Genomic DNA, 12506 nt, shown 5'->3' with positions numbered 1-12506 from the left:
ATCGATCTACCTGTAACCATTATAGTTACACTAGATAAGGAAGTCAATGATCTTCTCGCAACAGTTCCCTTAGCATACCCTCCCGATGATTGACGAACTCCTTCATGATGATGTAATGATCGGTCTCTTCCAGCGTGGTCTCCTCGATCCCGTCCGGCGTGAGCTCGTACATGAGGCTGTCCGGATACGCCATCAGGATCGGCGAATGCGTGGAAATGATGAACTGGGAGTGGCGTCCGACCAGCTCATGAATCCGCGCCAGCATCGCCATCTGCCGATACGGGGACAACGCCGCCTCCGGTTCGTCCAAGATGTACAGACCGCGCCCGCTGAAGCGGTTCATGAACGCGGCGAAAAACGATTCGCCATGCGACATTGTATGCAGCGATTTTCCGCCATAAGAGTCCCGGATAGGTGGACCGAAGCTTGGTTCCCGATCCAGATTATCGATTTCCGTCGCCAGATTATAATAGCTCTCCGCCCGGAAAAAGAACCCGTCCCGCGGCCGCATCGGCCCCCTTACGGTACGCAGATAGCGATGAAGCTCGGAATGGGTCTCGGCCGTCGCGAAGCTAAAGTTCATCGTGCCGCCTTCCGGGTTAAACCCCAGGGCGACGGCGATGCCCTCCAGCAGCGTAGATTTGCCCATCCCGTTTTCGCCGACGATGTACGTCACTTTCGGGTGGAACTCCAGCTGACCCAGCGACGAGATCGCGGGCAGATGAAAGGGATAGTCGGCAAACGTCGGCACCTCCTGCCGCTGCAGCGTGATCCTCCGCAGATAGGCGTTTAACTCCATTAAACGTCGCTCCCTTCCCCTTCCAGCGCACCGTGGTACAAGCTATGATAGAACCCGTGTCGTCGCAAGAGCTCCTCGTGCGAGCCCTGCTCGATCAAGCGGCCTTCCTTCAAGACCAGAATCTTGTCGGCCTGGCGGATGGTGTTCAGACGATGAGCGATCACGAAGCTCGTTCTGCCTTGCATCAACCACTGCAGGCCTTCCTGGATTTTGATCTCCGTCACGGTATCGATGCTGCTGGTCGCCTCGTCCAGTACAAGAATCGACAGATCCGCCAGTATCGCCCGCGCGATGGCCAGCAGCTGTCGTTGCCCTTGGCTGATGCCCCCGCCGTCTGCGCCGAGTACCTTGTCGTAGCCGCCAGGCATCCGCACGATGAAGGAGTGTGCGTTCGCCAGCTTGGCGGCTTCTTCCACCTCCGCATCGGTCGCATCCAATCGACCAAAGCGGATATTGTCGCGGATCGTGCCCTGGAACAGGAAGGACTCCTGCAGCACGAACGCCATCTGCGAACGCAGGCTGTCGCGCCGGATCGTCCGGATATCGCGGCCGTCGACCGTGATCGTCCCGCGCGATGGTTCGTAGAAGCGCGACAGCAACTGGATCAGCGTCGTTTTGCCGGCCCCCGTCGGCCCGACCAATGCGATCGTCTCGCCCGGATTTGCCGTAAAGCTAATCTCCTCCAACGTATCGCCGACCTCGTTTCCATTTTCCTCATAAGAGAAGTAGACGTCCGAGAAGACCACCTCGCCCCGAACGGACGACAGCTCTACCGTCTCTTCCTCGGCGCTAGCTTCGATCTCCTCGTCCAGCACCTCGAACACCCGCTCCGCGCCGGCAATGGCCGACAGCAACGTGTTCCACTGGTTCGCCAGATCGTTCAGCGGCCGGGTGAATTGCCGTGCATACTCAACGAACACAACGATCACCCCGACGGTCACTCCGGCACTCCCCTGAACCGCCAACACCCCGCCGATCCCGGCCACGATCGCGAAGCTCAGGTTATTGAGCCCGTTCATCAGCTTGGGGATGAAGCCGGATATCGTCTGTGCCCAGAAGCTGGAGCTACGAATTGCCCCGTTACGTTCGCGGAAGTCTTGCAGCACTCGCTGCTCTTGAGAGAACGCCTTAATGATCCGCTGCCCCGACAATGTCTCCTCAATGTAACCGTTCAGGTTGCCAAGATCCTGTTGGCGCCGCTTGTACAGCGGCCCCGTCCGCTTCGTGATCCATCGCATCCCGGCCATCATCAGCGGCACGACGAGGAACGTCAGCAGCGTCAGCAGCGGGCTGAGGTACAGCATCACGGCGACCGTGCCAACCAGTGTCAGTACGCTGGAGAAAATCTGGATCGCCGAGCTGTTCAGCGTCGAGCTGACATTGTCCATATCATTGGTCAGTCGGCTCATGATCTCGCCTTGCTGGCGTTTCCCATAATACGGAATCGGCAGCCGATGCAACTGGGCGAACAACTCGGAGCGCATGCGGTACACCGTCTCCTGAGCGATTCCGATCATCCAGATGTTTTGCAGCCAGGACGTGAGCGACGAACCGGCAAACACCAGCGTTAATCCGATGAGGAACATTACCCAAGGACGGCCGCCACCTGACTCCAAGTAATCATCCACTGCCATCCCGACCAGGTATGGGCCTAGCAGTGCTAATCCCGAACTGAAGACAACCATCAGCAAGACGGTCGCCAGCCGGGCTTTATGGGCAGATAGGTAACTCCAAATCCGCCCTAACGTGCCTGACCAATTTTTAGCCCGCACCTTGGGCCTTACGCCGCCGGGTCCGCCGCCATGTCCGGGCCGGCGCGGCGCAGCCGCCGTCGCAGACGGAGCGTCCTGACGAGCCCCTCCGCCCTGCGTTGCCTGCGAGGATGGACCCAGCTTCGGGTACGGATGGCGAAACGGTTCAGTGAAGGTCTTGAACGGCATGGGGATCCGCCTCCTTTCCTTGCTGGGATTCGCAAATCCGCCGATACAATTCCGAATGCTGCAGCAGCTCCTCATGTTTCCCGCTGGCAATCAGCCGCCCGTCATCCATAAGAAGAATCAAATCCGCCGTAGCTGTCGAGCTAATCTTCTGAGTAATAAGCAGCGTCGTGCAAGAAAGGCTCGAGATCTCCTCCAGCAAAGCTGCCTCCGTGCGGACGTCCAGCGCGCTGGTGCTGTCGTCCAGAATCAGGATGGCCGGCTGCCGCACCAGCGCCCGGGCGATCGACAAACGCTGTTTCTGCCCGCCGGACAGATTAACGCCGCGCTGACCGAGCCGCGTCTCGTAGCCGTGCGGTTGTCGCTCGATCGTCTCGTGAATTTGCGCCTGCCGAGCCGCGGCCTGAATTTGCTCCAGCGTCGCATCCTCGCGGCCCCAGGCAATATTCTCCTGGATCGTTCCGGAGAATAACATGACCTCTTGCGGCACATAACCGATGGCGCGTCGGAGCCGTCTCCGATCGAGCTCGCGGATATCGATCCCATCGATACGGATCGTTCCCTCCGTGGGCTCGTACATGCCGGGGATCAGCTGCACCAGAGATGTTTTCCCCGAACCGGTCGCGCCCATGATGGCGATTCGCTGCCCCGGCTCCACCGTAAACGATACGTGCTCCAGCGCCATCACGTCGCGGCCCGGATAACGGAAGGAGACCTCGCTAAACTCGATGCGGCCTTGGATCGGTGACACTCCTGCTGCTGCCGCCATCTCCGCCGTTGCCCCCAACTCTCCATCCGTTTTCTCACCAACCGCCTCCGTCAAACGACCTTCGCGCTCCCCGGCCGGATCATCCTCCTCCAGCACTTCGCGTACCCGTCCGCCTGATGCGGCTCCCCGCGACAGGGAGCTCATGATCCAGGATAACGCCGATAACGCGCCGATCGTCCGCAGCGAATAGTTGATAACGGCGACGACTTCGCCAATGCTGGCGCCCCCGTCCGCGATTTCGACCCGGCCAAACCACAGCACCGCAATGATCCCGGCGTTCATGATGAACAGCAGGAACGGCATCGTTGTCTCCGTCAGCTTCAGCGCGGCGACTGTGCCCTGACGCAAATCCCGGTTGCGCTGTTCAAAGCGCCCGATCTCATGCGACATCCGCACGAAGACACGGATGAGGCGCATGCCGGTCAGATTTTCCTGAATCAGGCCGTTGACGCTGTCTGTGCGCCGCTGCACCGTACGAAATAAAGCGGACGCTTTACGGATCATCCACAGGACAAATCCCAGCAGCACGGGAACCGTAATCGTCAGCAGCAGCCCCAGCTTCGCATGGACGACCAAAGCCATTACGACGCTCCCAATCACAACCAGCGGCACCCGCGAAGCAAAGCGCAGGCACATAAAAATCACATCCTGCAGAACCGTGATGTCCCCGGTCAGCCGGGTGATCAACGAAGAAGCCGCAAAACGGTTAAATACCTCATACGAGAAGGATTGCACCTTTTCGTACAGCTTGTCGCGCAGGTCATAACCGAAGCCTTGACTCACATGCGAGGCGAAGAAGGAACTGGTAATCCCGGCGAGAAACGCCACCAATGCGCTCGCCATCAGCACCCCGCCCCAAATCCAGGCGACGGACACCTCGTGCTGCCGAATCCCCTGGTCGATGATCCGCGAGATGATCAGCGGCTGAACCAGCTCCACCGCCAGCTCAATCAGCAGCATGACGATCGCCGAAATGGCGGCAACCCGGTATTTTCTAAAAATAGCGGTCATAACGGACATCCTGATTCCTCCAGTCCGGGTGATTCCGTAAGAATCGCCAAATTGGTAAACTCTGCTGTTTTATTATAAAACAGTTGGGGGTGCTTGTGTATTTAGGATAGACTTTGGCAATCCGAATCCGAACCGAATTCACCGGGAGGCCGCTCTAGTACTCTCGGTTATCCACCTCTAATTCAGCGGTTACTTCAGTAAAGACGGTTTCAGGGGTGACAATCCTTTTGGGCAGCGTCCGCCCTTCCGTCAGCTCTCTCACCGCCTGCATCAGATTCGGTCCAAGCAGGGGATTGCATTCGACCACCGCGTTGATTTTGCCTTCGGCCATGCTTTTTAGCGCCCTGCGCGTCCCGTCGACGGAAATGATCACGATATCCTTCCCCGGCCTAAGCCCGTAAGCCTCGATAGCTTTGATGGCGCCCAGCGCCATATCGTCATTATGAGCGTACAGCACATCCATCTCTCCACCGTGTTTCTGCAAAAAAGAGCGCATGACCTTCTCCCCCTGTTCCAGCGTAAAATCGGCATGCTCACTTTCCAGCACCTTGAATCTCTTATCCCCGAGAACCGTATCCGCAAATCCCCGGCCGCGATCAATGGACGGCGTCGAGCCCTCCGTCCCCTTCAGTTCCACGATTTGGATTGGCCCGGGGTGACCAACCATTTTATCCAGCAGGAATTTGCCCGCCTTCTTCCCTTCTTCGTACAAATCGGAACCGATCAGAGTCACGTAATTGGACGCATCGACCGCCCTGTCGACGATGATCACCGGGATTCCGGCCTCCTCGGCCTCGTCCAGGATCGGTACCCATCCGGTCTGAATAACCGGAGCGATCGCGATCACATCGACCTTGCGCGAGATAAAGCTGCGGACCGCCTCAAACTGCTTTTCTTGAGATTGCTCGGCATTTTCAAACAGCAGCTCGATCCCCGCCTCTTTGGCCGCTGTCTTGATCGATTGGCTATTCGCGTTCCGCCAGTCGCTCTCCGAACCGAGCTGGGAGAACCCCAGCACAATGCGGTGTTTCTCCGCAGCCGGCTCTCTTGAGGAAAGCTCAGGCCCCGAGGTGACATAGGTCATGGCCGTTTGATCCGCTTCAGGGTGAACCCAAGTCTCCTCCGCGGTTCCGGCCTGGCAGCCGGAGAAGATGAACAGAAGAGCAAGCAGGGCCAGAAGAGGCATGGGTTTCCATAATGTGAAGCGATTGCGCCTACGCATAACACGTCTTCCCCCTATTTCGTGATATCCCATTAACCGGAAGCTTATCACAAGCGATTTCACCGGAAAAGAGCGAAAAAAACCTGAGCGTTTCGCCACAGGTTTTTTTCGTAAGCCTCCCCGTTCGTTCCTTACCCTCGCTCGGCCAGCCGACGCTCACCAAGCAGCCTCTGCAGCAAGATAAACAGCAGGAGCAGTACGCCGATCACGATCCGCGTCCACCAAGAGCTAAGGGTACCTTCAAAGCTAATAATCGTCTGAATCACGCCCTGAATCATGACCCCAAAGAAAGTACCAACAACATACCCAACGCCGCCGGTAAGCAGCGTCCCGCCGATCACCACGGCGGCGATGACGTCCAGCTCCATCCCGTTCGCATGGAGTCCGTAGCCGGACAGCATATAGAATGTAAACACAACACCGGCCAATGCGGAGCAAAGTCCGCTGAAGCCGTAGACCATCAATTTCGTGCGGGCTACCGGCAACCCCATCAGCAAAGAGGATGCCTCACTCCCCCCGATGGCGTACGCGTTTCGTCCGAATTTCGTGTAATGGGCCAAATAAATGCCAAGGGCAACCACGACCAAAGCGATGATGACGCTAATGGATACGAAGTGATCGCCCGGCAGCTTGATCTTCGTCTGGGCCGCCGCCGTGTAAAAGGCATTATCGATCGTAATCGTGTTGATGCTGATGACGTAGCACAGGCCGCGGGCCAGGAACATCCCCGCCAACGTCACGATAAACGGCTGAATGTTGAAATAATGAATCGCCGCCCCCATCGCCGTTCCGAATCCCGTCCCCATGATCAGAACGAGTAAAATCACGAGCGCGGGCGGCCACCCCTGCTGAAGCAGGCTCGCGGAAACCATCGTCGTCAAGGCGATCACTGAGCCGACCGACAAGTCGATCCCCCCGGACACGATCACGAAGGTCATGCCGACCGCGGTAATAAGCAGAAAGGCGTTGTCGATCAGCAGATTGAGCAGCACCTGCCCGGAGAAGAACCCGGTATACCGGAACGAGCCGGCGACGAACATCAGCAGAAACAGGCCGATCGTTACCCCTAACGGAATGTAATTACGTTTAAGCATGCGGCTTCACCCCCGGTTTCGCCGCAGTCGGCGTTCCTGGCTTCTTCCGATTCCCGCTCAGGGCAGCCCGGAATTGATCGGATTGGATCAAACAAACCGCGAGAACGACAACCGCCTTAACGACCAGCGTGATTTCCGGCGGTACGCCCACCATGTAAATCGTTGTCGTCAGCGTCTGAATAATCAGCGCCCCCACCAGTGTCCCCGCCAAATGGAATCGCCCCCCGTTTAAGGAAGTCCCGCCGACAACCACGGCCAAAATCGCGTCCAGCTCGTACCATTGCCCGGCATTGTTCCCGTCCGCGCTCGAAACGTTGGAGCTGAGAAGCAGACCCGCCATCCCTGCGCATAAGCCGCAGAACGAATAAACGGCCAAGGTCACCGTCCGTGACCGGACACCCGCCAACCGGCTGGCCGTGGGCTTGCAGCCGACCGCCTCGATAAACAGTCCTAATGCGGTTTTGCGGGTCAGCAAGGAGGCGACCGCAAATACAGCCGCAACCACAAAGATCGAAAACGGCAGCGAAAGCCAAAATCCGGCTCCCAGATATTGATACTTGGAGCTCTGTACCGTAATGATCTGTCCGTTTGTAATCAGCTGCGCGATCCCTCGCCCGGCTACCATCAGGACCAGGGTGGCTATGATCGGCTGGATGCCGACCCGGGAGACCAGAAATCCGTTCCAGAGGCCAAGCACGGCGCACAGAACCAGCGCGAGGCCGACGGCGCACAGAACGGGAATCAAGCTATTCTGGTCCGTCGCCCGGCTAATCTGCAGACAGGCCATCGCTCCCGCAATCGCTACAACCGAGCCGACAGACAGGTCAATGCCTCCGGTCGCAATCACCAGAGTCATCCCGATCGCCACGAGAATTAGCGGAGAACCAAAATTCAGGATGTCGATCAAACTGCCGTAGAGATGGCCGTCCCGCATTTTGATGGAGAAGAAGTCCGGCGAATAAATCAAGTTAAACAAGAGCAACAAGGCGAGCACGAGCAAAGGCCATACCAAACGATGTTTTCTCATCCCTTCTCCCCTCCGGCGATCGCCTGCATCACCTGCTGCTGATTCATTTCGGCGCCCTTCATTTCCTTCACCTTCCGGCGGTCGCGGAGCACGGCGATCCGATCGCTCACCCGCAGCACCTCCTCCAGCTCGGAAGAGATAAACAACACGCTCATCCCCTTCTCCGCCAGCGTCAGTACCAGCTTCTGAATTTCCGTCTTAGCGCCGATGTCGATTCCGCGGGTCGGCTCATCCAGAATGAGCAGCTTGGGCTCGGTCACCAGCCATCGGGCTAGCAGAACCTTCTGCTGATTGCCGCCGCTCAAGTTGCGGATCAATTGCTCCGAATCGGGCGGATGAATATTCAGCAAGCGGATATACTCCTCCGCAATTTCCTCTTGGCGTTTGCGCGGAATTGCGCGAGACCACCCCTTCGCCGCCTGAAGCGCCAATACGATGTTCTCCCGAACGGTCAAATCGTCGATAATGCCTTCCTTCTTCCGGTTCTCGGAGCAAAAGGCAATGCCTTCGTCTATGGCCTGACGGGGGGAGTGAATACTCCCGCCGCTGCCGGCCATTTGAAGGCTTCCCTGATCGTGCCGGTCGGCCCCGAAGAGAAGGCGGGCCATTTCGGTCCGACCGGAGCCAAGCAATCCGGCTAACCCGACAATCTCCCCTTGGTGAATCTGCAAATCGAAGGGCTCGATTGACCCTTGCTTCCCCAGTCCCGCCGCGTTCAACAGCCATTCGCCTTCCGGCTTACCGCCGTCCGCCGCCGAGCTTGGGAATTCCTCCAGCAGCTCCAGTTCTTTGCCGATCATCTTCGACACCAACTCGATGCGGGGAAGCTCATTCACGAGATACTCCCCCATGAATTCCCCACCGCGAAGGATCGTAATGCGGTCGGAGATTTCGTAGACCTGATCCAAAAAATGCGTGACGAACAAAATCGCCAGTCCCTCTTCTTTCAGCTTCCGCATAATGGCAAACAACTGCCGAACCTCGCTCTGATCCAAGCTGGAGGTCGGTTCATCCAGAATCAACACTTTGGCGGAAATGCTGAGCGCCCGTGCAATGGCGACCAACTGTTGAACCGCAACCGAATAAGTTTCGAGCGAACGGGTCACATCGATGTCCAAATGCAGCCTTTCCTTCAGCAGACGCTCCGCGTTCCGGTTCATTTCCTTCCAACGGACCCGGCCGAACCGGTAAGGCTCGTGGCCGATATAAATATTTTCCGCAACAGACAAGTTCGGGCAAAGGTTGATCTCCTGATAAACGGTGCTGATGCCGGCAAGCTGCGCCTCCTGCGGACTATGCACCCTGATCGGTGACCCTACCATCTCAACAAGGCCTTGATCCGCGGCGTAAACCCCGGTCAACACCTTGATCAAGGTCGATTTGCCGGCACCGTTCTCGCCCATCAGCGCATGCACCTCACCGGGAAACAGCCGGAAATTCACATTTTTCAGTGCTATTACGCCGGGAAATGTTTTATGGATCCCCGACATGTGCAGAATCGGTTCCATAGGCTCCATATCCTTCATCTCGCTTAATACTTCCGGTTAGGCAGCTCACGCTTGGCGTCTTCAGAAGTAAACACGCCTTCTTCGGTCACGATCCGCTTCTCGATTTCCTTACCGTCGACGACATCTTGAACGGCTTGCATCAGTTGGGGTCCCAGCAGCGGGTTACATTCCACGATAAAATTGATTTTGCCTTCGCTGGCCGCGACGAACCCGTCTTTGACCCCGTCCACCGTGATAATGAGGATGTCCTCACCCGGCTTCAACCCGGCCGCTTCAATCGCTTGGATGGCTCCTAATCCCATATCATCATTGTGGGCATACAGCACATCGATCTTCTTATTCGCCTTCAGGAAGGACTGCATGACTTCCTTCCCCTTCGCCCGCGTAAAGTCACCGGTTTGCGAAGCAATCACTTTCAGATTCGGATTCGCCGCGATCACTTCCGCAAATCCCTTTTGGCGGTCGATCGCCGGTGCGGAACCCGTCGTTCCCTGCAGCTCCACGATGTTGATCTCCTCGGTCGAGTCCTTGAATCGATCCACCAGCCATTGTCCAGCCCGACGTCCCTCTTCCACGAAGTCGGAACCGATAAACGTCTTGTACAGCGAGTCGTCTGGAGAATCGACCGCTCGGTCAGTCAGAATCACCGGAATCCCGGCGTCCTTCGCTTCCTTCAGCACGGTATCCCAACCCGACTCCACCACCGGCGAAAAAGCGATGACATCCACTTTCTGCTGGATGAAGGTACGAATCGCTTTAATCTGGTTTTCCTGCTTCTGCTGGGCGTCGGAGAACTTCAGCTCGAAGCCGGCCTCTTTGGCCGAATCTTGAATCGATTTCGTGTTCGCCGTTCTCCATCCGCTTTCCGCGCCAACCTGCGAAAATCCAAGCACGATTTTTTTGCTTTCCGCCGTTGTGTCCTTCGCGTTTTCCGTCGTTGTGTTGCTTGCCGAATTGGATTGCTCCGCTTGTTTGCCGCCGTTATTCGCCGGCTCCTGGGCATTCCCGCCCGAGCCGCTGCCGCCGCATGCGGACGCCAAAAGAAGCAGCAAGGATGCCGCAACAATCAGTCCGGATTTTTTGATCGAAACCATCTTCAAATTCCTCCCCTTTTTGGATCACCATGGTCTGGCGTGATCCGATTATAAAACGCTTACATCCTCTCGAGATACGGAGTTTCATCGCAGACGTTTGCGTTTTCTTTCGTTTCTATACTCCACTTCGATCTGTCCAGTTTGTTTTTTTGCGGCGTTCCTTTGTTTTTTTATGAATGATTGCGTTTTCAAGGGGGTTGCTTCATAATATGGGATCAAAAGAGCCCTTCTTGAAAGGCAGGCCTCCCATGAAGCTGATCAATTGGATCTCCTCCAGCCTGCGCGCGAAGCTCCTCCTGATGTTCCTGTTCCTGACGGTCATTCCGCTCATCGCCATCGGGTTGGTCGCTTATCAGAAGTCTTACAACACGGTCTACGAGAACAGCAAAGCCAGCGCAGTGCTCACGGCGGATCAACTGGCGCGAAGCCTGGGAACGTTGTTCACCGACAGCAGTAAATTGCTTGAACTCGGCAACCATTCGCAGGTGCTGCATTTTCTCTACTCGCAAAACGACACCTATGAGGATGCCAAAGAGATCCTGCGGACGATCGACTCCTACCGTCAAACCTACAAATATGAAAGCGTCCTGAATATTACCATGATCAACCTGTATGGGAGGGGCATCAGCGAACGGCGCGGTGTATTTGTGCTGGATAAAAACCCGCTGCGTAATCCCCATTTCGCCTATTTAATCGACAATCCTGATGTCGTACTCACCGTCCCTCCGCTTGACGCCCTGACGTTGGACCATCCCGACGGACTTCAGGAGAAACCCGCCATTTCGATCATGGCCGCCGTCAAACAGCGGATTACGCACGAAACGATCGGCTTCATCGTCATCGATGTAGATGCTTCGGCGGTCAGCCGATTCTGCGACGAGGTCAAAGTGGGCGAAACCGGATTCTTCTATATCGTCGACGCCAGCGGACGTCCCATCTTCATGCCGTCCGGGCTCGTCCCGGATCAGGTCTTGCCGGAGCGGGACGTCTTGGCCCGAATGGCTACCGGCGCTTTGACCAGTTATGTCGATAAATCGAACGGAGGGCCGAAGTTCATCTTCGCCTCCTCCCCCCAGGCCGCTGGCTGGAAAATCATCGGCCAGGTCAACTTGCGCGAAATCGTCAAAGAGGCCGATTCGATTCGGCAACTCATCATCGTCAGCGTGGCGCTGAGCATTTTGTTTGCCGTTTCATTGCACTTTTTTATTTCCTCCCGGCTCACGCGCCCGCTCAAGCTGCTGAAGAACAAGATGAAGCTGGCCGCATCCGGCTTTCTGGAATCCAAGGTCACGCCCGCAGGCAATGATGAAGTCGCTGACTTGGGGCGCAGCTTTAACATTATGCTTGGGAAAATCAAGGCCCTGCTCGAGCAAAGCATCCGGGAACAGGAAGAGATCAAGAAAGCCGAATTGCGCGCCCTGCAAGCCCAGATCAACCCTCACTTTCTGTACAATACGCTCGATTCGATCCTGTGGATGGCGGAGGCGGGCAAGAACGACAGGGTCATCACGTTGGTGCAATCGCTCTCCCGACTGTTCCGCATCAGCTTAAATCGCGGGCGCGACTGGATCCCCTTGGAGAAGGAAATTGAACATGTCCACAGCTACCTGATCATTCAACAGATGAGGTATCGTGATATTTTGGAGTACCGGATCGAGGTGGAGCCGCATCTCCTCCCCTGCTCCGTTCTCAAAATGACGCTCCAACCGATCGTGGAAAACGCGCTGTATCACGGCATCAAAAATAAGCGGGGCAAAGGAATGATTACGGTATCTGCTCAGGAATCCGGGCGTGAGCTTCAGCTAACCGTAAGGGACAACGGGTGCGGAATTCCTGCGGATAAGCTCGAACGGCTGCGCCGCGATTTGCTGAACGGACGCCTGCCCGTGGAAACCGGCGAAGAAGTGTCGGGCGGCTTTGGACTTCATAACGTCCATCAGCGGATCAAGCTCTTTTATGGCGAACCCTACGGGGTCGTGATCGACAGCGTTGCCGGAGAAGGCACGACCGTAACGATATCCATTCCAAGAGGCAAGGAGGAATGA

At 56.7% G+C, this 12506-nt stretch carries 9 protein-coding genes; 1 reads left to right on the top strand and 8 read right to left on the bottom strand.

The window, feature by feature from the left end; translation table 11 throughout:
* Nucleotides 1–43: 43 nt before the first annotated feature.
* The 8 genes from MKZ15_RS03040 to MKZ15_RS03005 form a co-directional block, all read right to left on the bottom strand.
* Nucleotides 44–799 carry an AAA family ATPase gene (locus MKZ15_RS03040; protein WP_155608279.1) on the bottom strand — a complete coding sequence of 252 codons (756 nt, stop codon included), beginning with the start codon at nucleotides 797–799 and terminating at the stop codon, nucleotides 44–46.
* A complete protein-coding gene (locus MKZ15_RS03035) occupies nucleotides 799–2739 on the bottom strand; it encodes an ABC transporter ATP-binding protein (RefSeq protein ID WP_339819743.1) in 1941 nt (646 codons plus the stop codon). Before MKZ15_RS03035 ends, MKZ15_RS03040 begins: the two co-directional genes overlap by 1 nt.
* A complete protein-coding gene (locus MKZ15_RS03030; protein ID WP_339819742.1) occupies nucleotides 2717–4525 on the bottom strand; it encodes an ABC transporter ATP-binding protein in 1809 nt (602 codons plus the stop codon). Before MKZ15_RS03030 ends, MKZ15_RS03035 begins: the two co-directional genes overlap by 23 nt.
* A 145-nt stretch (nucleotides 4526–4670) precedes the next feature.
* On the bottom strand, nucleotides 4671–5738 hold the full coding sequence (locus MKZ15_RS03025) for an ABC transporter substrate-binding protein (protein WP_339819741.1): 1068 nt from the start codon (nucleotides 5736–5738) through the stop codon (nucleotides 4671–4673).
* 131 nt (nucleotides 5739–5869) lie between these two features.
* The gene (gene yjfF / locus MKZ15_RS03020; RefSeq protein ID WP_155608282.1) at nucleotides 5870–6832 is read right to left on the bottom strand and encodes a galactofuranose ABC transporter, permease protein YjfF; all 963 of its coding nucleotides are present in this window, start codon (nucleotides 6830–6832) and stop codon (nucleotides 5870–5872) included.
* The gene (locus MKZ15_RS03015) at nucleotides 6825–7859 is read right to left on the bottom strand and encodes an ABC transporter permease (protein WP_339819738.1); all 1035 of its coding nucleotides are present in this window, start codon (nucleotides 7857–7859) and stop codon (nucleotides 6825–6827) included. The genes yjfF and MKZ15_RS03015 overlap by 8 nt, the downstream gene beginning before the upstream one ends.
* Complete coding sequence (locus MKZ15_RS03010; protein WP_339819735.1) at nucleotides 7856–9367, bottom strand: sugar ABC transporter ATP-binding protein; 1512 nt, start codon at nucleotides 9365–9367, stop codon at nucleotides 7856–7858. Before MKZ15_RS03010 ends, MKZ15_RS03015 begins: the two co-directional genes overlap by 4 nt.
* A 23-nt stretch (nucleotides 9368–9390) precedes the next feature.
* Nucleotides 9391–10461: an ABC transporter substrate-binding protein gene (locus MKZ15_RS03005; protein WP_193416687.1), complete on the bottom strand. Its 1071-nt coding sequence runs from the start codon at nucleotides 10459–10461 to the stop codon at nucleotides 9391–9393.
* Nucleotides 10462–10709: 248 nt separating this feature from the next.
* Here MKZ15_RS03005 and MKZ15_RS03000 point away from each other — a divergent pair, with 248 nt between their 5' ends.
* Nucleotides 10710–12506 carry a sensor histidine kinase gene (locus tag MKZ15_RS03000; protein ID WP_193416688.1) on the top strand — a complete coding sequence of 599 codons (1797 nt, stop codon included), beginning with the start codon at nucleotides 10710–10712 and terminating at the stop codon, nucleotides 12504–12506.

Source organism: Paenibacillus sp. FSL R7-0216 (assembly GCF_037969915.1).
Taxonomy (GTDB): Bacteria; Bacillota; Bacilli; order Paenibacillales; family Paenibacillaceae; genus Fontibacillus; species Fontibacillus rhizolycopersici.
Note: the sequence above shows the minus strand (reverse complement) of the source record. Positions and strands in the feature narration are given on the sequence as shown.

What these genes read in the sequence shown, in the direction of transcription:
- MKZ15_RS03040 (WP_155608279.1), bottom strand. Translation starts at nt 799, where the DNA reads ATGGAGTTAAACGCCTATCTGCGGAGGATCACGCTGCAGCGGCAGGAG.
- MKZ15_RS03035 (WP_339819743.1), bottom strand. Translation starts at nt 2,739, where the DNA reads ATGCCGTTCAAGACCTTCACTGAACCGTTTCGCCATCCGTACCCGAAG.
- MKZ15_RS03030 (WP_339819742.1), bottom strand. Translation starts at nt 4,525, where the DNA reads ATGTCCGTTATGACCGCTATTTTTAGAAAATACCGGGTTGCCGCCATT.
- MKZ15_RS03025 (WP_339819741.1), bottom strand. Translation starts at nt 5,738, where the DNA reads ATGCGTAGGCGCAATCGCTTCACATTATGGAAACCCATGCCTCTTCTG.
- yjfF (WP_155608282.1), bottom strand. Translation starts at nt 6,832, where the DNA reads ATGCTTAAACGTAATTACATTCCGTTAGGGGTAACGATCGGCCTGTTT.
- MKZ15_RS03015 (WP_339819738.1), bottom strand. Translation starts at nt 7,859, where the DNA reads ATGAGAAAACATCGTTTGGTATGGCCTTTGCTCGTGCTCGCCTTGTTG.
- MKZ15_RS03010 (WP_339819735.1), bottom strand. Translation starts at nt 9,367, where the DNA reads ATGGAACCGATTCTGCACATGTCGGGGATCCATAAAACATTTCCCGGC.
- MKZ15_RS03005 (WP_193416687.1), bottom strand. Translation starts at nt 10,461, where the DNA reads ATGGTTTCGATCAAAAAATCCGGACTGATTGTTGCGGCATCCTTGCTG.
- MKZ15_RS03000 (WP_193416688.1), top strand. Translation starts at nt 10,710, where the DNA reads ATGAAGCTGATCAATTGGATCTCCTCCAGCCTGCGCGCGAAGCTCCTC.